A 21,355-nucleotide genomic window follows, 5' to 3' on the forward strand; every position below is an offset into this window, starting at 1 on the left:
GAGAGTCAACCTCACGGAGGCGCGAAAAACACCCGACCAACGGCTCTACCGGAACGAGTAGCCGCCGTCCGGGTAGAGCGTCGAGCCCGTCGTGAAGGTGGCGCCGAACAGGTAGAGCACCGCGTCGGCCACTTCGGACTCGGTGCCGACGCGGTGCAGCACCGTGTCCGAGCGGTACTGCGCGAAGCTCGCCTCGCGGACGTCGGCGCGCCGCTGCGACCACAGGTTCCCGTCGATCGTGCCGGGCGCGACGACGTTGACCCGCACCGGCGCCAGCTCCACCGCCAGCCCGCGGCCGAGCCCCTCGATCGCGGCGTTGCACGCGACGTAAGCGGGCGCGGGCCCGGGCGGGCGGACGCTCGCCGCGCCGGACATCAGCACCACCGAACCGTCGCGGGACAGCTTCGGCGCCGCGTGCTTGACCGCGTGGTACTGGCCCCAGAACTTCGTCACGAACGGGCTCGCCGCGTCCTCGTCGGACAACTCGCGCATCGGCCCGGTCCGGTACGACGCGCCGGGCGTGAACAGGTGGTCCACCCGCGGCACGGCGCCGAAGAACTCGGCCAGCGAGTCGGAGTCCGTGTTGTCCACGACGTGCCACTGCGCGCCGATCTTCGCCGCCGCGGCCTCCAGTGTGGACGCGGTTCGGCCGCCCAGGAACACCTGAGCTCCGGCGTCGGCCGCCCGCCGCGCCACCTCGAACCCGATTCCCGAACCGCCGCCGATGATCACCACGACCCGAGCCGCCAGGCTCATACCAACTCCTCCACCGGTGTGAACCCGTAAGACAACCCGAACGCGGACGGCCCGAACGTGGCCAGCGCCTCCGGTGTGCGCATCAGGTCCGGCGTCGAGATGCCGATCACCACCACCCGCTGGCCGTAGCGCAGCGTTTCGGTCGTGATCGGCTCGGCCGACTCGGACTCCAGCACGCAGATCAGGTCCGGCACCAGGCACCGCACCTCGCCGTCGACCAGTGCGAGCAGGTTCTCGTTCTGGAACAGCAGCTCCAGCTTGTGTTCGCCGTCGAACGACACCGCCTGCGCCCGCCCGCGCGCGAAGCCCGCCTCCGTGCGGCGCTCCACATCGGACACCTTGCCGCGGAACAGCACCCGCAGGTTCCGGTACAGCGTCTCGCGCAACGCCTCCGACAACGCCGCGATCGGGTCCAGGTTGTTCTCCCGCGCCTCGCGGATCGTCCTGCCCACCGTCAGCGCCAGCGACAACGTGCGCGGCACCGCGGTGCGCTTGACCTCCGCCCCGCTCATCGTGTACTCGGCGATGTGCGCGACCCCGCCGAGCCGGATCGTGACACCGCGGGCCAGCCACTCCATCCGCCGGTTGTCCGAGCCGGTGTCGATGACCGTGGTCTCGCCGCGCTCGCCGCCGATCGCCATCGGCGAGCCGGGCACGCCGTAGACGCCGAAGGTCTCCATCTGCAGCTCGGGGAACGCGCGGCCCATCCCGTCCGCGTCGACCACCGGCAGGCCCAGCCGCGCGCCGACGACCAGCGGGATCATCGAGTTGATGCCGCCGCACTCGATCGGCATCGTCGCGCTCGCCCGCTTGCCCAGGTGCTTCTCCAGGGTGCGCAGCGCCAGCACGGGTTCCTCGCCGCTGGGCAGCTTCTCGTGCACGACGGTCGGCGCGCCCATCTGCGCGGTGGGCACGACCAGGTCGTGGTCGCCGACCTCGGAGGGGTCGAGGATCGTGATCGGCCCGTGCTCGCGGATCGCCTGCCGCACCAGCAGCCGGCCGACGTACGGGTCGCCGCCGCCCCCGGTGCCGAGCACGGCCGCGCCCCGCGCGAGGTCTTCCAGGTGGTCCTCGGTCAGTGTCCAGCTCACGCGGGCACCCCGACCGGGTCGATGTCGTATCCGAAGTAGCGCGGCCCGGCCAGGTCGATGCCCTCCGGCGTGTGCCAGCGCGGGTCCGCGGGCGCGGCGATCACCGTGACGCGCTGGCCGTACCGCAGGCCCTCGGTCGTCACGGCTTCACCCGATTCGCGGTCGAGGCAGCAGATCAAGTCCGGCACGGACGCTTGCGGGACCCCGTCCCGCTCGGCGACCAGGTGCTCGTTCTGGAACTTCAGCACCATCTCGCTGCCGGCATCACCGTCCATTCCGGACAGCTTCGCCTCACCGCGGGCGAAGCCGGTGACGGTGCGCCGGGCGACGTCGACGACCTTGCCGGTGAACAGCTTCCGGCCGCCCAGCCGCTCGACCACCCGCGCGACGGGATCGCCGTGCTCGGCCCGCGCCTGCCGCACGGCGGAGCCCAGCTCGGCGCACAGGCTGAGCGTGCCGGGCACCAGTGATTCGCGGGCCTGCGCGCCGGACATCGCGTAGTTGCTGATCATCGCCGAGCAGCCCATGTCGATCGTCGCCGACCGCGCCAGCCGCTCCGCCCAGTGGTTGTCCACGGTGTCCAGCACGCCCCGGTTGCCCTTCTCGTCGGCGATCGACATCGGCGTCGCGCGGATGCCGTACAGCGTGGGCAGCACCATCTGCAGCTCGGGGAACGCGCGGCCCATGCCGTCGGCGTCCACCAGCGGCAGGCCCAGCTGCGCAGCCGCGACCACCGGGATCAGCGAGTTGACCCCGCCGGCCTCGGCACACGCGATGTGGGTCAGCTCCTTGCCCAGGTAGGTGGCCAGGGTGCGGGCGGCCAGCCCGACCTGCTCGGCCGAGGGCAGCTTCTCGACCATCACCGTCGGCGCGCCCATCATCGCGACGGGCAGGACCACGGCGTCGTCGCCGACCTCACCCAGCGGCACCAGCGCGACCGGGCCGTGGTCGCGGACGGCGGAGGACGCCAGCAGGCGCCCGATGTAGGGGTCGCCACCGCCGCCGGTGCCGAGGATCGCGGCGCCGCGGGCGATGTCGTCGAGGTGGTCGATCGTGATCTCGCGCATCGTCACGCTCCCAGCTGCAGGTCGCCGACGGCCTTGACGCGGATGCGGGTGGCGTTGCCGGGCAGGTAGGGGATGGGCACCTCGTCGAAGTCGACGATCCCGACCGACGCCGGGCTGGCCCCGGCGGCGATCGCGCGGTCCACGGCCTCCTGCTTCGCCTCCTCCACCACGGCTTCGCGGCGGCCCGGCTCGATCGCGTACACCCGGTCGACCTCGCCGCCGATCTGCGCGATGGCCGCGCCGATCGCGTTGGCGACCGCGTAGTTCTCCGGCCGGTGCACCTTGCCGGCGTCGGCCAGCTCGTCCGGCAGCAGCACCGAACCACCGCCGACCGCGACCACCGGCAGCGGCTCGGCCGAGGTGCGCATCCGCTCGACGACGTCGGAGACGTCCGCCGCGACCCTGTCCAGCGCGGCCCGCACCAGGTCGCGGTCGAGGTGGGCGACCAGGCTCGGGTCGCCGATCTCGGCGCGGCCCGCGGCCACCGCGAGGTCGGTCGCGGTGAGCGTGTCGCCGCCGAAGACCAGGGCCTTCGAGGTCAGTTCGTAGCCCACCGAGTCCGGCCCGACCGTGACGTCACCCGCGCCGCCGCGGACCCGGCTGCCGCCGCCGATGCCGATCGACAGCACGTCCGGCATGCGGAAGTTGGTGCGGATCCCGGCGACGCTGACGTCCGTCGTCGCCTCGCGCGGGAAGCCCTGCCGCAGCACGCCGACGTCGCTGGTCGTGCCGCCGACGTCGACCACCGCGCAGGTGTCCAAACCGGACAGCACGGCGGCGCCGCGCATCGAGTTGGTCGGGCCGGACGCGAACGTCGCCACCGGGTAGCGGCGGGCGAAGTCGACGTCCATCAGCGTGCCGTCGTTCTGGCTCAGGTACAGCGGCGCGGTGATGCCGGCGCCGGACACCGACGCCGCGAGGCCGTCCACGATGTGCGCGGCCAGCTCGCGCAGCGCGGCGTTGATGACGGTCGCGTTCTCCCGCTCCAGCAGCCCGATGCGGCCGATCTCGTGGGACAGCGAGATCGCCACGTCCGGCAGCTGGGCGGCGATGATCTCCGCCGCGCGCGCCTCGAACTCGGCGTTCACGGGGGAGAAGACCGAGGTGATCGCGACGCTGCGCACCCCGTTGGCGCCCATGTCCTCGGCCGCCTTGCGCAGCTCGGACTCGTCGAGCTCGGCGATGTGGCGGCCGTCGAACTCGTGCCCGCCGTGCACCAGGTAGCTGCGCCCGGACACCGCGTCGACGAGCCGCTGCGGCCAGTCCACCATCGGCGGCAGCGACGCGCCGGCGGGCAGGCTGAGCCGCACCGCGGCGGTCGGCGCGAGCCGGTGCGCCTCGACGAGCGCATTGATGAAGTGGGTGGTGCCGATCATCACCGCCTGCACCGCGGCCGGGTCGAACGCGCGCTGCTGCTGCAGGCCGTTGATCGCGGCGACGATGCCGGATGTGACGTCCTCGGTGGTGCTGGTCTTGATCGAGGCGAGCACCTGCCGCCCGTCCAGCAGGACCGCGTCGGTGTTGGTGCCGCCGACGTCGATGCCGATGCGCACTGGGGAATTCCTTTCTTAGACGGCGGGAACGGGGTCGGCGTCGGCGGTGCGGCTGCGGCCGATGCCGCGCACCAAGCCGAGCTTGCCCGCAACCACGTAGAGCACGAATGCCACGACGAGCGAGTTGATGCTGGGCAGGCCCCACTCGACGAACTTGCCGATCAGCGCGCCGGCGACCCAGACCACGATGGTGGCGGGCACCCACACCGGGGCGTCCTCGGGCACGGTTCCCTTGGCGCGCGCGGCTTCCAGCTCGCCGCGCCACTTCTTGACCACGAAGTACTCGGCCACCATGATCCCGGCGATCGGCGGGAACGCGACGCCGAGCAGGGTGAGGAAGTCGCTGAACGCCCCGAGTATCCCGGCCGCCGCGAGAATGCTGCCGACGATGCCGAGCACGGCGGTGATCAGGCCGCGGTGGGCCTTGCGGCCGGACACGGTGCCGATGAAGTTCACCACGCCGAGCCCGGACGAGTACAGGTTCCAGTCGTTGATCTTGATGGTCCCGGCGATCACGATCAGCAGGCCGACCCAGCCGACCGACGACGTGACGATGGTCGTGATCTCGGCCGACTTCACCGCGTGCGCCAGGAGCACACCGGCCATGCCGATCACGTACTCGCCTAGCGTGATGCCGACCAGCGTCTGCTTGACGACGTCCCCGGTGGTGCGGTTGAACCGCGTCATGTCCGGCGTGATCACCGCGCCGACGATGAACCCGCCCGCGACGAGTGTCGTGCCCTCCAGCAGGCTGAGCTGCGGACCTGGCGGCGCCGACGACACCAGCGCGCCGACGTCGTGGCCGGACAGCTCGGAGATGATCGACCAGCCGACCAGGATCAGGAACGCGGGCACGGTCAGGTACGCAGTCCACGCCATCGAGTGGAAGCCGCGCACCACGATCGCGGTCACGACCAGGCCGAACACCAGCGCCCACGCCCACTCCGGCAGGCCGCCGATGAGCGAGACGAGGCCCTGCGCCGACACCGCGGACTGGATGCCGAACCAGCCGATGAGGCTGATGCCGATCGCGAGCCCGATCAGCGCCGACCCGCCGCGGCCGAAGCCGGTCCAGCGGGCGATCATCGACGTCGACAGGCCTTCCCGCATGCCGATCACGCCGACGAGGATTGTGATGAGCTCGAGGATGACCGAGCCCAGGGTGAACGCCAGGAACGCCTGCCAGAAGCCCATCCCGAAGCCGACGGTCGCGCCGAGCAGGAACTGCGACAGAGCGGACACCTGGCCGAACCGTTGGATCGCGACGGACCACCACGAGTAGCGGGCGCTGTCCGGGACTCTGGTGAGGGCGTAGTCGTCGACACCGACTGACGAGGCCATGCCGACCTCCTTATCCGGAGAAGAAACGGTTCCCAGCACCGTAAACAGCGCCAACGCCCGGGTCACTGTGCGAGGTGCACAGGCTCGCCGTCGGGCCTGTGCACCTCGCACAGTCAGAGGCTCCGGACCCCGTCGAGCAGCCGGTCGACCTCGGCGACCGTCGTGTAGGGGGCGATGCCGGCCCGGACCGCCCCGGTGTCGCCCAGCCCCAGGTGGCGGGAACATTCCAGCGCGTAGAAGCTGCCCGCGGGCGCGTTCACGCCCTGTGCGCCGAGCCGCTCGTAGACCACCTGCGACGGGATGCCCTCGACGGAGAACAGGACGGTGGGAGTGCGGCGCCGGGCGGGGGAGCCGTACTGGGTCACGCCGCGGATGTCCGCGAGGCCCGCGTCGAGGCGGTCGAGCAGGGCCTGCTCGTGCTCCTCCAGCTCGGTCAGCGACCGCTGCAGCCGCTGCCGCCGCGTGCCGTCGCCGGGCACCAGGTCCGCGAGGAAGTCGATCGCCGCGGTGGTGCCGGCGAGCAGTTCGTACGGCAGCGTGCCCAGCTCGAACCGCTCCGGCACGGCGTTCGTCGATGGCGCCAGCTTGTCCGGGTGCAGGCTCTCCAGTAGCTCCGGTGCGGCCGCGACCAGCCCCAGGTGCGGGCCGAGGAACTTGTACGGCGAGCAGCCGTAGAAGTCCGCGCCCAGCGCCGTGACGTCGACCGGCGCGTGCGGCGTGAGGTGCACACCGTCCACGTAGAGCAGCGCTGGGGTTTCGTGCACCGCCGCGGCGATCGCCGGGATGTCCGGGCGCGTGCCGAGCAGGTTGGACGCCGCGGTCACCGCGACCAGGCGGGTGCGGTCCGACAGCAACCCGGTCACGGCCCCGGCCGGCAGCTCACCGGTCGCCGGGTCGAAGTCCGCCCACCGCACCGCGACTCCGCGGGCCTCCGCCGCCTGCACCCATGGGCGGATGTTCGCGTCGTGGTCGAGGCGGGTCACCACGACCTCGTCGCCGGGCTGCCAGGTCTTCGCCAGCGCGCGGGAGAAGTCGTAGGTCAGCTGGGTCATGCTGCGCCCGAACACGACGCCGCCGGGCTGGGCGCCGAGCAGATCGGCGGCGGCCTGGCGCGCCTCGGTGACGATCGCGTCGGCGCGGCGCTCGGCCGCGGTGACCGAGCCGCGGTTGGCGATCGCGGCGCACACCGTCCTGGCGACGGCCTCGCCGACCACGTCCGGCACCTGCGAGCCGCCGGGGCCGTCGAAGTGCGCCGCGCCCTCGTCGAGCGCGGGGAAGTGCTTGCGTACTGCGGTTACGTCATAGGCCACGCGGCCCAGCATGCCTCACGAACCGGCGAACGTGCGCCGGTAGTCGTGCGGGGACACCCCGATCACCCGGTGGAAGTGGTGCCGGAGCAGGGCTCCCGTGCTGAACCCGCACTCGCGGGCGATCTCCTCGATGCTCAGCCGCGTGGTCTCCAGCAGGGTGCGGGCGTGCAGGACGCGTTGCGTGGTCAGCCACTTCACCGGCGTGGTCCCGGTTTCCGCGGCGAACCGGCGGGCGAAGGTCCGCTCCGACATCTGGGCGCGCCGGGCCAGCGCCGGGACCGTGTGCTCCTCGGCGAGGTTCTCGACCATCCACGTCAGCACCGGTTCCAGACTGTCCGCGGTGGACTCCGGCATCGGCAGCTCGACGAACTGCCGCTGACCGCCGTCGCGCTGCGGGGGCACGACCATGCGGCGCGCGATCGCGGTGGCCACCGCCGAGCCCAGCTCGCGGCGGACGAGGTGCAGGCTCGCGTCGATCCCGGCCGCGGTGCCCGCGCTGGTGATGATGTCGCCGTCGTCGACGAACAGCACGTCCGGATCGAGGATTGCCTCGGGGAAGCGCTGCTTGAAGTCCTCGATGTGCTTCCAGTGCGTGGTGCACGGGCGGCCGTTGAGCAGGCCGGTGGCGCCGAGCAGGAACGCGCCGCTGCAGACGGTCAGGAGGGTGGCGCCGTTCGCGTGGGCCCGCCGGATGGCGTCGAGCACCGCGGGCGGGTAGTCGTCGCGGACGGCGGCCGCCGGGATGGCGACCAGGTCGGCGCCTTCGAGCCCGTCGAGGCCGCGCTCGGGGATGAACTGGACGCCGACGCCGGCCCGGATGGGTTCGCCCGGCCGTTCGCCGCACACGCGGAACTCGATGGGCGGCACGCCGTCCTCGGTCCGGTCGATGCCGAAGACCTCGCAGACGACGCCGAACTCGAAGACGGCGGCGCGATCGACCAGCACAGCGGCCACAGTGCGGAGCATCCCGTCAGAGTAGCTGGCAGAATTTTGCCGGACAAGGACTGTTCTGCCACTTCTGGCAGCTTCTGGCGGAGCGAATAATTTCTGCCATGACCGAATTGCTGATGTTCCTCCTGCTCATCGCCCTGACCGTGTGGGGCCTCAACCGCAACCACCGCCGTCAGGCACCGTCGCGGATGTTCGGCAGTTTCGACATCGAAGACCGCGACGCGCTCCGGATCCGCGGCGAGGTGGCCGCCCGCCGGCTGGAGGCCGCGCGCCCGGAGATCCGGACCGCCACGGCTCCGCGGACTCGTCACCACCTTTCCCGCGCCTGACCGCCACCTAGACCGGGCACGACCTCGACGCCGAGGAGGACGCGTGCCCGAGCTGAGCCTGGCCGACACCAACGGCATCCTGCGCCAGCCGTGGATCCACCCGGCCCGCTCCAGCGCGGGCCTCGGGTGGGACCGGCTCTACGTCTCGACGCAGGCCGAAGCGCCCTACCGCGCGAGCTTCGACTCGGCGGGGACCCACCTGGTGATACTGCACCTCGACGGCCCGGTGACCGTGCGCCGCGGGCGGCACCAGGTGGCGCACATCCCCGCCGGCGGGCTGTTCCTCCACCCCGCCGGGCGCGCGGTCTCACCGTGGAACTCGGCGGGAAGCTGCGGACCGTGCACGCCTACCTGCCCGACTCGGTGCTGCGCGAGGCGGCCGACGGCCCGGACCTACGTCGACCACCTCGCCGGCCTGCGGCCGGGTACGACGACCGCCAGCGGTGGCGAGGGCTACGCCACCGGCGCCGACCGCGCGGGCCGGGGATCGGGCGGGTACGTCAGCTTCGCGGACACCGACGTCACGATGAAGGTCGGCATCTCCTACACGAGCCTCGACGCGGCGCGGAAGAACCTGTCCGCCGAGGTCAAGCCGAAGGACGACGTCGAGTCGGTGGCCGCGGACGCGCGGGCGGCGTGGTCGAAGCAGCTGCGGTCGATCGAGATCGCCGGCGGCACCGAGGACCAGCGCACCACGTTCTACACCGCGCTCTACCACTCGTTCCTGCAGCCGAACATCGCCAGCGACGTCGACGGAACCTACTTCGGCAGCGACTTCGCGGTGCACCGGCTCGCGCGCGGGCATCGGACGCAGTACGGCAACTTCTCCGGCTGGGACCAGTACCGGGCGCACACGCAGCTGCTCGCGCTGCTGGAACCCGGGGTGGCGGGGGATTTCGCGCAGTCGTTGTACAACCTGGCGCAGCAGAACGGCGGCGTGTGGGACCGGTGGGTGCACGTCAACGGCCCCACGCACGTCATGACCGGTGACCCGTCCGCGCCGACGCTCGCCGGGTTCTACGCGATGGGTGTGCGGAACTTCGACGTGCGTGGCGCGTTCGACTCGCTGGTGCGCCAGGCGACGGTGCCGCACCCGTCGGGGTTGTCCGACGCGGGTTGCCCCGGTCAGTGCGAGGGGCAGCGGCCGAACCTGGCGGAGTACGAGCGGCTCGGGTACGCGCCGCAGGACACGTGCCACTGCTGGGGCGGCGCGGCGGAGACGCTGGAGGACGCGACCGCTGATTTCGCCTTGGCGGACTGGGCGTCGCGGCTGGGGCGCGGCGCCGAGTCCCGCGAGCTGATACCGCGGGCGAGCTGGTGGCGCAACACGTTCAACCCGGCGGCCACCCCCGAGGGCGGTTACCAGCAGGCCCGGCTCGCGAACGGCAACTGGGTGCAGCCGTTCTCGGCGACTTCGGATGTGGGTTTCGCGCAGGGCACCAGCGCGACGTACACGTGGATGGTGCAGCACGACGTGTCCGGCCTGGCGGCGGCACGGCTCGACGCGTTCTTCCACCGCCCCGACGGCTCATGGGCCACGGGCGGCGACGGTTTCCGCTACGACCCGACGAACGAGCCCGGCATCCACACGCCCTGGTTGTACAACGCGCTGGGCCAGCCGTGGAAGACGCAGGAAACCGTGCGGGCGATGGCATCGTTGGTGTACCGGACGGGTCCGAGCGGCCTGCCCGGGAACGACGACCTGGGCACCATGTCGGCCTGGTACGTGTTCGCCGCGCTCGGCATGTACCCGCAGACGCCGAGCCGCGCGGAGATGCTGCTGTCCAGCCCGATGTTCGAAGAGGCCTGGATCAAGCGCAACGACGGCACGGTGACGGTCGGGGCCACACCGAACACCAAGTGGGGCAAGGAACTCCCAGTGGACCACGTCCACGACTAGCAAACCCCCGCCCGGCCACGCAACAGCACCGACTACCCCAACCAGACCTCCCCCGCCCCCGGTCCACAGCCGATCTTTGGTCGGCGACTGAAACACAATCAGGCATCGGTGGTGGTCGAAGGTGACCCTTCGAGCGGGCCGTGAGGCGCTCCTGCGCGAAGCGCAGGAAAAAGATCAAAAGAGTCGTCGCCGGACGGGCAGGCCCCGGGATGACCACCCGGCTCGGGTGTTGTTCAAAGATCAAAAGCCGCTTCGCGCCTCTTTCGTGCCGAAGGATGCTCAATCCATGCAGGCGCCTGCCTCCGGTAACCCCGATACTGGTCAACACGTCGGTGACAAGGGAGTGGAGCGCGATGCGGGGCTTCGTCTACTCGGCTCATCCGGTTCGGGTCGTGTTCGGCTCGGGGACGGTGGCTCAGGTGCGCGAGGAGGTGGCGCGGCTGGGTGGCAAGCGGGTGTTGTTGCTGTCCGGGCCGTCCGTGCGCGATGCCGCCCAGCCGGTGCGGGACGCGCTCGGGCCGCTGCTCGCTGCGGAGTTCGACGGCGCCGCCATGCACACCCCCGTCGAGGTCACCGGGCAGGCTCTCGAAGTGCTGGCCGAACACGAGGCGGACTGCCTGGTCGCGATCGGCGGCGGCTCCACCACCGGGCTGGCCAAAGCGCTCGCCGTGCGCACCGACCTGCCGCAGGTCATCCTGCCGACCACCTACGCGGGCTCGGAGGTCACGCCGGTCCTGGGCGAGACCGACAACGGTCGCAAGACCACTCGGTCCTCACCCGCCATCCTGCCGGAGACGGTCATCTACGACGTAGATCTGACCCTCGGGCTGCCCGTCGCCGTGTCGGTCACCAGCGGCGTCAACGCGATGGCCCACGCGGTCGAGGCGCTGTACGCACCGCAGGCGAACCCGATCGTCGACGGGATGGCCCTGGACGCGATCACCCGCATCGCCCGGTCACTGCCCGCTCTCGTCGACGATCCGTCCGATGTGGACGCGCGGGCGGACCTGCTGCAGGCCGCGTGGCTCGCCGGCACCTGCCTGGCCACCGTTGGGATGGGCCTGCACCACAAACTCTGCCACACCCTCGGCGGCTCGTTCGACCTGCCGCACGCCGAGACGCACACGGTGATCCTCCCGCACGTCATGGCCTACAACGCCCCGGCCGCGACCGAGGTCATGACCCGCATCGCGGCGGCGCTCGGCACCACCGACGCGCCCAGCGGCGTGCACGACCTCGTCGTCCGCTGCGGCGGGCCGACGTCGCTGCGGGAGCTGGGCATGAGCCTCGACGACGTCCCGCACGCGGCCGAACTCGCCACCGCCAAGCCGTACCCGAACCCGCGCGAGCTGACCCGCGAGGGTATCGAGGACCTCCTGCGGCAGGCGTGGCACGGCACTCGCCCGGGTGGCGGACGCGCCGTGCCGGACCTGGGCTGGCTCACCCGGCAGGTCGTCGCGAGCTTCGACCAGACCCCCGACCCGCGCGCGAAACAGCTGGTCACCGACCTGGTGCGGCGCCTGCACCACTACGTCACCGCCAACGACGTCACCCAGGACGAATGGCAGTACGCCATCGACTTCCTGACCCGCGCGGGCCACATCACCACCGACACGCGGCAGGAGTTCGTGCTGCTGTCCGACGTACTCGGGGTGTCCAGCGCGGTCGACCTCCTGACCAACTCCCGCACCCCGGACACCACGCCGTCGGCGGTGCTCGGCCCGTTCTACGTCGAGGGACCACCGGCCGCCGAGCACGGCAGCGACATCTCCGGTGGCCTGCCGGGAACGCCGATGTGGGCCGACATCCGCGTCACCGGCCCGGACGGCGAGCCCGTTCCCGACGCCGTTGTCGACGTCTGGCAGTCCAACGAGGACGGCTACTACGACGTCCAGCTGCCCGACCTCGACGGGCCGGTCCTGCGGGCCCGCTTCCGCAGCGACGCCGACGGCCGGGTGCGGTTCTGGTCGATCCTTCCCAAGGAGTACCCGATCCCGGAGGACGGCCCGGTCGGGCAGATGCTCGCGGCCACCGGACGGCACCCGTGGCGGGCGCCGCACGTGCACTTCATGATCAAGGCGCCGGGCCACCAGCAGCTCATCACGCAGCTGTTCGTGCGGGGCGGGCCGTACCTGGACACCTCGTCCGGGCGCGGCGACACCGTCTTCGGCGTCAAGGACTCCCTCGTCGTGGACTTCGTCCCGCGGCACGGCCCGGCCCCGGACGGACGGGCCGTCGACGGCGAGTGGCGGTTGCTCGAATTCACCTTCCGCATCGCGCGCTAGGAGTTCCCATGCAGACCTACGACACCGACGTCCTGGTCGTGGGCAGCGGACCCGCGGGCGGATCGGCGGCCCTGCTGCTCGCCGGCTACGGCGTGGACACGCTGCTCGTCAGCAAGTACGGCTGGGTCGCGAACACCCCGCGTGCCCACATCACCAACCAGCGCACGCTGGAGGTGCTGCGGGACGCCGGGGTCGAGAAGGAAGCGCTCGCCGCGGGCACCCCGCAGGAACTGATGGGCGACACCGTGTTGTGCACGTCGCTGGCCGGTGACGAGATCGGCCGGATCCCCACCTGGGGCACCGGGCCGCGGTCGCTCAGCGAATACGCGGCGGCCAGCCCGTGCGGCATGATCGACCTGCCGCAGACCTACCTGGAACCCATCCTGATCGGCAACGCCGCGGCCCGTGGCGCGAAGGTGCGGTTCGACACCGAATTCCTGTGCCTGGAACAGGACGCGGACGGCGTGACCGCGCGGCTGCTCGACCGGGTGCGGGGCGACGAGTTCACCGTGCGCGCGGTACCTGATCGGCGCGGACGGCGGGCGCAGCCTGGTGGCCGAGCAGATCGGGCTGCCGATCGCCGGGCAGAGCGGCAAGGCCGGGAGCATGAACATCGTGTTCCGGGCCGACCTGTCGCGGCACGTTGCGCACCGGCCGAGCGTGCTGTACTGGGTGATGCGGCCCGGCGCGCACCTCGGCGGCATCGGGATGGGGCTGGTGCGGATGGTGCGGCCGTGGGACGAATGGCTACTGACCTGGGGTTACGACATCGACCAGCCGCCGCCGGAGGTCGACGAGGCGACCGCGCGGGACATCGTGCACGACCTGGTCGGCGACACCACGATCGACGTCGAGATCACCTCGACTTCACTGTGGACGGTCAACCACTCCTACGCCACCGAGTATTCGCGCGGCCGGGTCTTCTGCGCGGGCGACGCGGTGCACCGGCACCCGCCGTCGAACGGGCTCGGGTCGAACACGTCCATCCAGGACTCCTACAACCTGGCGTGGAAGCTGGCGATGGTGCTGCGCGGCGAGGCGGGGCCGGGGCTGCTCGACACGTACACGGCAGAGCGGGCGCCGGTGGGCAGGCAGATCGTGGACCGCGCGAACCTGAGCCGCGACCAGTTCGGGCCGATCTTCGCCGCGCTGGGTATCGCCGGTGGTGGCGACGACGAGGGCATCGTGGCCGGGCTGGCGGCGTGCCGCGCGGACGATGCGGAGGGCGTCAAGCGGCGGCAGGCTCTGCACGAGGCGATCGAGCTGAAGAACTACGAGTTCAACGCGCACGGCGTCGAGCTGAACCAGCGGTACTCGTCGGGAGCGGTGATCCCGGACGACGCTCCGCCGGAGGTGTGGGAGCGGGATCCGGAGCTGTTCCACCAGCCCACGACCAGGCCCGGGGCGAAGCTGCCGCACGCGTGGCTGGTGGACGAGCACGGCGAACGTCTGTCTACTTTGGATCTGGTAGGTCGTGGCGAGTTCACCGTGGTGACCGGTCTTGCAGGCGGTGCCTGGGTTTCCGCTGCCGAGGAGCTGTCGTTGCGCGCGGTGCGTATCGGTGATGCCGGCGTCCGTGATGCCTACGGAGACTGGCGCCGGGTATCGGACCTCGACGAGGCCGGTTGTCTCCTGGTTCGTCCGGATGGTCACGTGGCCTGGCGATCCGTGTCGGATGTGCCGTCCGGGCATGTTGGGGTTCTCCGTGACGTGCTGAACCGGGTGCTGCACCGTAAATTTCCCCCCAGTTAGCCACGATCGGGTGAATGCGCCGGGGCTGGGACTGTCTTTTTGTCGGTGCCGCCCTGCATAGTCGATCGCACAGCAACCGAACTCCGAGGGGGAGAAGATGTCCGGAAAGTGCGACCGGCCGGGCGGGCACCTGCGACACCTGTGCGAGATCATCGCCGAGCACGGCTGGGCGGTGATCTCGTTCGAGGGCAACGGATATCGGCCGCCGTGGGCCTACACGGCGGGCCTGACGGGGCGGGGCAGACCGGAGCTGGTGGTGACCGCGATGGAGCCCCACCGGGCGCGCGACGTGCTCAACGAGATCGCCGCGCACCTGCTCCGAACGGGCGAGCCCGACCTGGCGCCGGGGGAGCGCCTACCGGGCCCGGGCAACCTGCTGATGGAGGCTGTGACGGTCGAGGTGCCATCGGTGCACCTGCGCACCGCGGTCGACCTGTACGGCCCCGAGGTGCGCGCGACGCAACTCGTCCACGCGGACGCGCAAGGCCGCTGGCCATGGCGCGCAGGCTGGCAAGGCCCCGGCGGACGCCAACCGGTACTGGGTCCCCGCGCCGGAGCCCTCCTCATGGAGGCGGCCACTCCGCCCTGGCCTTAGTGGCACGGTCCGCCCACGCGCCCTGAGCGTAGTAGCGCGCTCAGCGCACTTCGCCGCCCGCACCGGTGCGTTTAGCCGACTCGCCCTTGTCGCAACGGTGCACTGAGCCGACTCGCCTGGTTGCAACGGTGCACTGAGCCGACTCGCCTGGTTGCAGGGGCGCGCTGAGCCGGCTCGCCCTGGTCGTAGGGGTGTCTGAGCCCACTCGCGCTGGTTGCAGGGGTGTGCTGAGTCGCCTCGCCCGGTCCGCAGGGGCGCGCTGAGCCGGCTCGCCCTGCATGTAGTGCAGGCAGGCCCCGGGCCGCGGCAGCCGCTCAAGGCAGCCAGCCGGCCCTCGTTTATGGTGCGTGCCTGCAGTGACTCGCTCTGGCGGTGGTGGCGCGCTCAGTCCACTCGCCGGGCCACAGTGGCAGGTGGTCGCGCCCGCGCCCGCCCCCGGGCAGCCAGCTGCCTTCAATGGCTGCTCAGTCCACTCGCCCTGGGCGCAGCACCCGACCCACTGCCGCTGTTTCGCAACGCCCGATACCCGCCCCAGCACCCATCCGGCGGCGGCCACGAAGAATCACCGCGGCTTGCGGCGTCGCACGGCCATCCAGCCGAAGTCGCGCACCCGGAAGTTCACACCCTGCGCCGCGTGCAGGTCGCGGCGGTGCTCGATGAGCTCGTCCGTCGCCCAGGGCTTCACCGGGCGCTTCCGCCGGGTGCGCAGGTCGTGCACGCCCGCGGCGACCAACAGCAAACCGATGATGCCGACGAAAACCACCAGGAGCACCATGAGCGACCTCCCCAGTCCGGTCAGCTCCGATTCTGCCACCGATCGTGCCAAGAAGGAGGAAGTCACGTGTGAGAGCCACGCGCCTGGGACACCATGTGGGGTAACGCCGCCGCGACGACGTGAGGACCCGCATGGCCACCATGCTGGCCGGCGGGCTGGAGATCAGCTCGCGCAAGTTCGACGTCCGGGAGGTGCCGGTCCCCGAACCCGGGCCGGGCCAGGTCCGGATCAAGGTGCGCGCGGGCCGGGGGTGTGCCTGTCCGACGTCCACCTGATCGACGGCACCCTCACGCCGCTCTTCCTCGAAACCCCCGAGGTCACCCTGGGCCAGGAGGTGGCGGGCGAGATTGACGCGATCGGCCCCGACGTGCCGGGCCGGTGGCGGGAGGGCCAGCGCGTCGCCCTGGAGGCGGGGGAGCGGTGCGGCCAGTGCCCGAACTGAGTCCGCTTCCGCGACCCGTGCCTGCAGGTCCGCACCCGCGGCGTCGACTACGACGGGGGCTGGGCCGAGTACGCCCTCGCCGGCCAGCACACCCTCATCCCGATCCTCGACGACCTGCCGTTCGTGCAGGCCGCGATCGTGCCGGACGCCGTGTTCACGCCGCGGGGGCGGTCACCGGCACCGGCAGGCCCAGCCTGCCCGGCCGGCGGGCGTGTGGGGTGCGGGCGGGCTCGGCGCGCACGGGGTGCAGCTGCTCCGGCTGATCGGAGCCGCCCCGATCGTCGCGGTGGACCCGCTCGAAGCGGGGGGAACGGGCACTCGAATTCGGCGCCGACCTTGCCCTGGACCCGGGCGACCCCACCCTGCGCGAGCAGATCCTCGCCCTCACCGGGGGGCTCCGGACTGGACGTGGCGTTCGACATGGCCGGTGTGCCGCCGGTGCGGGAACAGGCGGTGAGCTGCGTCGGCCTCGGCGGGCGCCTCGTCCTCGTCGGCCTGACCCCGAAACCGCTCACGGTCACCGACGGCATCGGATTCAGCTACCGCGGCCAGCGCCTAATCGGCCACTACGGCTCCCAGCCGGGCGCGGTCGAGCAGCTCATCGAGCTAGCGCGCTACCACCGCCTGGAATGGAGCCGCTCCATCAGCGGCACCTACCCGCTCGCCGACGCCGCGACGGCCGTCGAGCACCTGGAACGCAAGGAGGGCAACCCGATTCGCCTCGTCTTGGTTCCCTGACCGCCCGCGCCGGGCCTGCGGCAAGCTCGCCGCAGGGACGGCGCGGACGGCGCCGGGTCACGCCCGCAGGAGGCGGGTCAGCTCACCGAGGTCAGTGAGCCCGGCGAGACCGTACGTCAGCTCGGTGATCCGCTCCGCCGCGTCCGCGGACACCACGCGCGTCGCGTTCAGGCGGAACTTCAGCGCCAGCTCCTCGGCGGACAGCGGGTTCGCCGCCCCGCCGCGGTTGGCGTCCACCCGTTCCTCCAGCGTGCGGCCGTCCCGCAGGTGCGCGCGCAGCACCGCCGGGAACTGGTGCGGGAAGATCTCGTCGCACCGCGCGTCCGGCACGCAGGTCACCTTCGCCGCCAACGCCAGCCGCTCCGGGGAAGCCGCAGCGGCGTCGGTGAAGTCGTCGTGGAAGACGCCCAGCCCGCCGCCGCCGAGGAAGCCTGCAGCCACCGTGTACGGGCCGGAGAACGCGGCGTGGTAGCCGGACCGCGGGCGGATCTTGTCCTCCCGCGGCTCACCGATCGTGCGCAGCACCGCGGTCGGCGCGCCGAGTTCCAGCGACTCGATCTCCTCGACCGCCACGCCCCGCTCCCGCAACCGCCGTGCGGCGTCGATCCCGGCGTGCGTGAAGTGGTTGCACGGGTAAGGCTTGAAGAAGATGCCGGGCAGCTCCCACTCCTCGCCGAGCCCGCGGGTGATCGCGTCCACGTCGGTCTGGTCACCGCAGAACGCCTGCAGCAGCCCGAACCGGCCCTCCAGCACGGTCGGCGGACCGGTGATGCCGTGCCGCGCCATGCCTGCCGCCGTCACCGCCGCGTGCGCGGCCCACCCGCAGTGCACGCGCTTCACGGTGCCGCCGGTGCGGTTGGCCTCCAGCAGGCCGGACCCCATGCTCGACGCGATCCCCAGTGCGTCCGCGATTCCGTCTTCGTCCACTTCGGACAGCATGGCGCACGCCACCGCCGCGCCCAGCGCGCCGCAGATCGCCGTGGCGTGCAGGCCGCGCTCGAAGAACACCGAGTTGCCCAGCTCCGAGTCGTACCCGGCCATGCCGAGCCGCACGGTGATCTCGACGCCGACGCCGATCGCGTCCAGCAGCTGCGCGCCCGAGCAGCCACGCGCCTCCGCGACCGCGAGCGCCGCGGGCACCACCGACGCGGACGGGTGCAGGACGGACGGCAGGTGGGTGTCGTCGAAGTCCAGCGAGTGGGCCAGTGTCCCGTTGACCAGGGCCGCACTGGGCTCCGGCCGCCGATCACCCGACCCGATGGCCGTCGCCCGGCCGGACCCGCCCCACTCGCGAACGAGGGCGCCGACCGCGGCGGCCGGACGCTCGGAAGTGGCGGCGAGGCTGTTGCCCAGCACGTCCAGCACCCGCCGCGCCGCATCGTCCCGCAGCTCGGACGGCAGGCCCTTCGCCCGCACCGAAGCGGCGAACTCCGCCAGCCGCTGCACGATTGTTCGTATCATGCCGTCACCGCCGTGGTGGGTTGTACCGGCGTGCCGGTGGTGTCGAGGATGGGGCGTGGGGTGGGCAGGAACGAGCGCCTCATGCCGCCACCGCCGCGAGGGGGCGGATCGGCGAGCCCGTTCCGCCGACGATGCGCAACGGCGCGAGCATGAAGACGAACTCCCGCACGCCCGACTCGGCGATCGCCTCCAGGTTCAGGTGCTCCATGATGAAGATCCCCGACTCGACCAGCAGCACCCGGTGCACCGGCAGCACCGCGTGCCCCGCGCCGGCTGGGATTTGCTCGTACGCCGTCGTGTCCGCGCCGGTCGCGACGATTCCGCGCGAGGCCAGCCACGACGCTGCCGACACGTCCGCGCCTGGCACGCCCGACTCCTTGCCCATGTACGCCACCGGGTCCGAGAAGTTCCGCGCCCAGCCCGTCCGGATCAGCGCCACGTCACCGGGGCCCGGCTCGGCGCCGGCCAGCTTCGCCGCTGCCTCCAGGTCCTCCGCCGTCACGCCGTAGCCCGGCTCCAGCACCGGCACGCCGTGCACCGCCGCGACGTCCAGCAGCACCGCGCGCCGCAGCAGGCCGGGCAGGTTTTCCGCGCCGTGGGTCTTGAACACGCCGCCCTGCTGGGCCTCCGCCGCGTCCACGTCGCCGTGCAGCTTCCCGCAATGACTCACGTGCGACAACGCGTCGATGTGCGTGCCGACGTGCCCGCCGGTCACGATGATCTCGTTGGCCGCCGAACCGCCGTCCGCCCGCTGCATGTCCCCGTGCCTGCGGATCAGCGTCATCCGGAACCCGGGATGGTTCGGCGAGGTCGGCATGCCGGTGAAGAACGGCTGACCCAGCTCGATCAACCGCACCCCGCCGGACACCGCCGCCAGCAACGCATCCTGTGTCATGAACCCTTGCCTTCCTTCACGTACTGGTCCGCGATCTCGAGCACCCACCGGGCGCGCGCCACGATCGCGGCGTCCACGAACTGTCCGTTGTGGTCGATCCAGGCCGACTCCTCCGCGGCGAGCACTTCGCGCGCCCACGCCGTTTCGGCCGGGTTGGGGGCACACACCTCGTGCACCACCGGGATCTGCGCGGGGTGGATCACCGACCGGCCGAAGAACCCGGCGTCCCGCCCCTCGACCGTCGAGGCGCGCAGACCGTCCAGGTCACGCACCGCCGTCCACACGCTCTGCACCGGGCTTGGCAACCCGGCCGCCCGCGCCGCCACCACGACCCGCGAACGGGGCCACGCCAGCGCGCCGGAATCCCGCACCCGCAGGTCCGCCATCAAATCGGCCTCCCCGAGGGAAATCCCCGCCACCAGGGGGTGCGCTGTCGCCAGCACCAGCGCGTTCTCCACCCCCAGCGCCGACTCCAGCACGGGGAACACCGGCACCCCGAGCCTGTCGGCGACCCGGCGCAGCTCGCCCGGATCCTCCGCCTTCGGCACCCGCACACCGGCGAGCCCCTCGACCGCCGCCAGCGCGCGGATGTCCGCCTCACCGGGGGAGGTCCCGGGCGCGTTGATTCGCACGAAAGCCGGCGCGGACGCCAGCGTCTCCAGCACGGTCCGCCGCGCGAAGTCCTTGGCAGCAGCGGACACCGCGTCCTCCAGGTCGAGGATCACCGCGTCCGCGGGCCCGGCCAGTGCCTTGCCGATGCGGTCCGGCCGGTCGCCCGGCACGTACAGCCAGCTGCGGGGGATCACTTCACGACGCCCTTTTCCCGCAACGCGGCCACATCCACCCCGTACCGGCCCAGGACCTCCTCGGTGTGCGCGCCGAGTGGGGCACCGGCCGAGGTGATCCGCCCCGGGGTCTCGGACAGCCGGAACAACACGTTCTGCATCTTCACCGGCCCGAGCTCGTCGTCGTCGACCGTCGCGATCGTGCCGAGCGCCGCGAACTGCGGGTCGTTCATCACGTCCGCTGCCGTGTAGATCGGCGCGACCGCTGCCTCGGCTTCCTCGAAGGCCTTGACCACCTCGTCGCGGTCCCGCTGCGCGATCCACGAACCGACCGCCTCGTCGAGCAGATCGGCGTGCCGCGCCCGTTCCGCACCGGACGCGAACCACGGCTCGTCGATCAGCTCGGGACGCCCGACGAGCCGCATGACCCGTTCCGCGATCGTCTGCGCGCTGGTGGAGATCGCCACCCAGCTGCCGTCGCGCGTGCGGTAGGTGTTGCGCGGCGCGTTGTTCACCGACCGGTTCCCGGTGCGCTCCTGCAGCTGCCCGAGCTGGTCGTAGGCGATGATCTGCGGCCCGAGCAGCGTCAGGATCGGCTCGATGATCGCCAGGTCGACGACCTGTCCGCGCCCGGTCTGCTCCCGCGCCCGCAGCGCGGTCAAGATCGCGTAGGCCGTGGTCAGGGCCGCGATCCCGTCGGCGAGCCCGAACGGCGGCAGCGTCGGCGGGCCGTCCGGCTCGCCGGTGATGGCCGCGAACCCGCTCATCGCCTCGGCCAGCGTGCCGAATCCCGGCCGCTTGGCGTACGGCCCGATCTGGCCGAACCCGGTGACGCGCGCGAGCACCAGGCCCGGGTTGATCTCGCGCAGCTCGTCGTACCCCAGGCCCCAGCGTTCCAGCGTGCCCGGCCGGAAGTTCTCGATCACCACGTCGGCGTCAGCGACCATCTTCCGGAACACTTCCTGCCCCTCGGACGCGCCGAGGTACAGGGTGATGGCCTTCTTGCCGCGGCCGAGCATCTTCCACCACAGGCCGACACCGTCGCGCTGGGCGCCGTGGCTGCGGACCGGATCGCCCTTCGGGTGCTCGATCTTGATCACCTCGGCGCCGAAGTCGCCGAGCAGCGTCGCCGCCAGTGGCCCGGCGAAGAGGGTGGCCGTGTCGAGTACCCGGATCCCGGACAATGCGCCCGTCATGGGGCGTACCTGCCTTTCTCGTCCCGGCGAGCGTCGTTTCGCCAGGAGGAACATCGGTAAACATCCTGTTTCGTCGCCGACGCATCGCGCTGGTCACCAAGTTCGCACTGATAACGGCGCTCCGTCAAGTTAT

20 protein-coding genes and 1 pseudogene are annotated in these 21,355 nt (G+C 71.7%); 9 read left to right on the forward strand and 12 right to left on the reverse strand.

Annotated elements, in window-relative coordinates; translation table 11 throughout:
- Positions 1-45: 45 nt before the first annotated feature.
- The 7 genes from AMETH_RS06445 to AMETH_RS06475 form a co-directional block, all read right to left on the reverse strand.
- A complete protein-coding gene (locus AMETH_RS06445) occupies positions 46-756 on the reverse strand; it encodes an SDR family oxidoreductase (RefSeq protein WP_017987239.1) in 711 nt (236 codons plus the stop codon).
- The gene (locus AMETH_RS06450) at positions 753-1,847 is read right to left on the reverse strand and encodes a DUF917 domain-containing protein (RefSeq protein WP_017987240.1); all 1,095 of its coding nucleotides are present in this window, start codon (positions 1,845-1,847) and stop codon (positions 753-755) included. Before AMETH_RS06450 ends, AMETH_RS06445 begins: the two co-directional genes overlap by 4 nt.
- On the reverse strand, positions 1,844-2,920 hold the full coding sequence (locus tag AMETH_RS06455; protein ID WP_017987241.1) for a DUF917 domain-containing protein: 1,077 nt from the start codon (positions 2,918-2,920) through the stop codon (positions 1,844-1,846). The genes AMETH_RS06450 and AMETH_RS06455 overlap by 4 nt, the downstream gene beginning before the upstream one ends.
- Positions 2,917-4,467, reverse strand: coding sequence for a hydantoinase/oxoprolinase N-terminal domain-containing protein (locus AMETH_RS06460; protein ID WP_017987242.1), 1,551 nt, complete (start codon positions 4,465-4,467; stop codon positions 2,917-2,919). Before AMETH_RS06460 ends, AMETH_RS06455 begins: the two co-directional genes overlap by 4 nt.
- 15 nt (positions 4,468-4,482) lie before the next feature.
- Positions 4,483-5,808: a purine-cytosine permease family protein gene (locus AMETH_RS06465; RefSeq protein ID WP_017987243.1), complete on the reverse strand. Its 1,326-nt coding sequence runs from the start codon at positions 5,806-5,808 to the stop codon at positions 4,483-4,485.
- Between the two features lie 113 nt (positions 5,809-5,921).
- Positions 5,922-7,118 carry a cysteine desulfurase-like protein gene (locus AMETH_RS06470; protein ID WP_026153867.1) on the reverse strand — a complete coding sequence of 399 codons (1,197 nt, stop codon included), beginning with the start codon at positions 7,116-7,118 and terminating at the stop codon, positions 5,922-5,924.
- Between the two features lie 15 nt (positions 7,119-7,133).
- Positions 7,134-8,084 carry a GlxA family transcriptional regulator gene (locus tag AMETH_RS06475; RefSeq protein WP_026153868.1) on the reverse strand — a complete coding sequence of 317 codons (951 nt, stop codon included), beginning with the start codon at positions 8,082-8,084 and terminating at the stop codon, positions 7,134-7,136.
- Positions 8,085-8,170: 86 nt separating this feature from the next.
- On the opposite strand from AMETH_RS06475, the gene AMETH_RS06480 reads away from it, so the two are divergent.
- From AMETH_RS06480 to AMETH_RS06500, 6 genes and pseudogenes are all read left to right on the forward strand, one after another.
- Positions 8,171-8,398 (forward strand): hypothetical protein, encoded by a 228-nt coding sequence (locus AMETH_RS06480; RefSeq protein ID WP_017987246.1) that lies wholly within the window; start codon positions 8,171-8,173, stop codon positions 8,396-8,398.
- A 43-nt stretch (positions 8,399-8,441) separates the two neighbouring features.
- The gene (locus tag AMETH_RS06485; RefSeq protein ID WP_017987247.1) at positions 8,442-10,298 is read left to right on the forward strand and encodes a glycoside hydrolase family 92 protein; all 1,857 of its coding nucleotides are present in this window, start codon (positions 8,442-8,444) and stop codon (positions 10,296-10,298) included.
- Between the two features lie 353 nt (positions 10,299-10,651).
- Entirely contained in the window at positions 10,652-12,583 is a 1,932-nt protein-coding gene (locus AMETH_RS06490; RefSeq protein ID WP_017987248.1) for a maleylacetate reductase and hydroxyquinol 1,2-dioxygenase domain-containing protein, read from the forward strand.
- A gap of 8 nt (positions 12,584-12,591) precedes the next feature.
- Positions 12,592-13,633 (forward strand): annotated as a pseudogene (locus AMETH_RS42875) (FAD-dependent oxidoreductase); the annotation flags it as partial.
- A 378-nt stretch (positions 13,634-14,011) separates the two neighbouring features.
- The gene (locus AMETH_RS42880) at positions 14,012-14,335 is read left to right on the forward strand and encodes an aromatic-ring hydroxylase C-terminal domain-containing protein (protein WP_323807001.1); all 324 of its coding nucleotides are present in this window, start codon (positions 14,012-14,014) and stop codon (positions 14,333-14,335) included.
- 97 nt (positions 14,336-14,432) lie between these two features.
- Positions 14,433-14,930 carry a DUF4262 domain-containing protein gene (locus AMETH_RS06500; protein WP_017987251.1) on the forward strand — a complete coding sequence of 166 codons (498 nt, stop codon included), beginning with the start codon at positions 14,433-14,435 and terminating at the stop codon, positions 14,928-14,930.
- A gap of 562 nt (positions 14,931-15,492) precedes the next feature.
- Here AMETH_RS06500 and AMETH_RS06505 read toward each other — a convergent pair.
- Entirely contained in the window at positions 15,493-15,705 is a 213-nt protein-coding gene (locus AMETH_RS06505) for a hypothetical protein (RefSeq protein ID WP_017987252.1), read from the reverse strand.
- Between the two features lie 131 nt (positions 15,706-15,836).
- Here AMETH_RS06505 and AMETH_RS39020 point away from each other — a divergent pair, with 131 nt between their 5' ends.
- The 3 genes from AMETH_RS39020 to AMETH_RS41340 all read left to right on the forward strand — a co-directional run bounded on the left by AMETH_RS39020 (position 15,837) and on the right by AMETH_RS41340 (position 16,885).
- On the forward strand, positions 15,837-15,980 hold the full coding sequence (locus AMETH_RS39020; protein WP_209436854.1) for a hypothetical protein: 144 nt from the start codon (positions 15,837-15,839) through the stop codon (positions 15,978-15,980).
- Positions 15,956-16,147: an alcohol dehydrogenase catalytic domain-containing protein gene (locus AMETH_RS39025; RefSeq protein ID WP_026153869.1), complete on the forward strand. Its 192-nt coding sequence runs from the start codon at positions 15,956-15,958 to the stop codon at positions 16,145-16,147. The genes AMETH_RS39020 and AMETH_RS39025 overlap by 25 nt, the downstream gene beginning before the upstream one ends.
- Before the next feature lie 408 nt (positions 16,148-16,555).
- On the forward strand, positions 16,556-16,885 hold the full coding sequence (locus AMETH_RS41340) for an MDR/zinc-dependent alcohol dehydrogenase-like family protein (protein ID WP_017987253.1): 330 nt from the start codon (positions 16,556-16,558) through the stop codon (positions 16,883-16,885).
- Positions 16,886-16,942: 57 nt separating this feature from the next.
- On the opposite strand, the gene AMETH_RS06515 is transcribed toward AMETH_RS41340, so the two are convergent.
- The 4 genes from AMETH_RS06515 to AMETH_RS06530 all read right to left on the reverse strand — a co-directional run bounded on the left by AMETH_RS06515 (position 16,943) and on the right by AMETH_RS06530 (position 21,222).
- Positions 16,943-18,346 (reverse strand): MmgE/PrpD family protein, encoded by a 1,404-nt coding sequence (locus AMETH_RS06515; RefSeq protein WP_026153870.1) that lies wholly within the window; start codon positions 18,344-18,346, stop codon positions 16,943-16,945.
- 79 nt (positions 18,347-18,425) lie between these two features.
- A complete protein-coding gene (locus AMETH_RS06520) occupies positions 18,426-19,241 on the reverse strand; it encodes a cyclase family protein (protein ID WP_017987255.1) in 816 nt (271 codons plus the stop codon).
- Entirely contained in the window at positions 19,238-20,047 is an 810-nt protein-coding gene (locus AMETH_RS06525; protein WP_017987256.1) for an HpcH/HpaI aldolase/citrate lyase family protein, read from the reverse strand. The genes AMETH_RS06520 and AMETH_RS06525 overlap by 4 nt, the downstream gene beginning before the upstream one ends.
- Positions 20,044-21,222: a CaiB/BaiF CoA transferase family protein gene (locus AMETH_RS06530; protein ID WP_017987257.1), complete on the reverse strand. Its 1,179-nt coding sequence runs from the start codon at positions 21,220-21,222 to the stop codon at positions 20,044-20,046. The genes AMETH_RS06525 and AMETH_RS06530 overlap by 4 nt, the downstream gene beginning before the upstream one ends.
- Between the last annotated feature and the right edge of the window lie 133 nt (positions 21,223-21,355).

This window comes from Amycolatopsis methanolica 239, from assembly GCF_000739085.1.
GTDB lineage: Bacteria > Actinomycetota > Actinomycetes > Mycobacteriales > Pseudonocardiaceae > Amycolatopsis_E > Amycolatopsis_E methanolica.

Excerpts from the sequence above, each read along its gene's own strand:
- AMETH_RS06445 (WP_017987239.1), bottom strand. The coding sequence starts at position 756 with ATGAGCCTGGCGGCTCGGGTCGTGGTGATCATCGGCGGCGGTTCGGGA.
- AMETH_RS06490 (WP_017987248.1), top strand. The coding sequence starts at position 10,652 with ATGCGGGGCTTCGTCTACTCGGCTCATCCGGTTCGGGTCGTGTTCGGC.
- AMETH_RS06500 (WP_017987251.1), top strand. The coding sequence starts at position 14,433 with ATGTCCGGAAAGTGCGACCGGCCGGGCGGGCACCTGCGACACCTGTGC.
- AMETH_RS06465 (WP_017987243.1), bottom strand. The coding sequence starts at position 5,808 with ATGGCCTCGTCAGTCGGTGTCGACGACTACGCCCTCACCAGAGTCCCG.
- AMETH_RS06475 (WP_026153868.1), bottom strand. The coding sequence starts at position 8,084 with ATGCTCCGCACTGTGGCCGCTGTGCTGGTCGATCGCGCCGCCGTCTTC.
- AMETH_RS06505 (WP_017987252.1), bottom strand. The coding sequence starts at position 15,705 with ATGGTGCTCCTGGTGGTTTTCGTCGGCATCATCGGTTTGCTGTTGGTC.
- AMETH_RS39020 (WP_209436854.1), top strand. The coding sequence starts at position 15,837 with ATGGCCACCATGCTGGCCGGCGGGCTGGAGATCAGCTCGCGCAAGTTC.
- AMETH_RS06530 (WP_017987257.1), bottom strand. The coding sequence starts at position 21,222 with ATGACGGGCGCATTGTCCGGGATCCGGGTACTCGACACGGCCACCCTC.
- AMETH_RS06480 (WP_017987246.1), top strand. The coding sequence starts at position 8,171 with ATGACCGAATTGCTGATGTTCCTCCTGCTCATCGCCCTGACCGTGTGG.
- AMETH_RS06520 (WP_017987255.1), bottom strand. The coding sequence starts at position 19,241 with ATGACACAGGATGCGTTGCTGGCGGCGGTGTCCGGCGGGGTGCGGTTG.
- AMETH_RS06515 (WP_026153870.1), bottom strand. The coding sequence starts at position 18,346 with ATGATACGAACAATCGTGCAGCGGCTGGCGGAGTTCGCCGCTTCGGTG.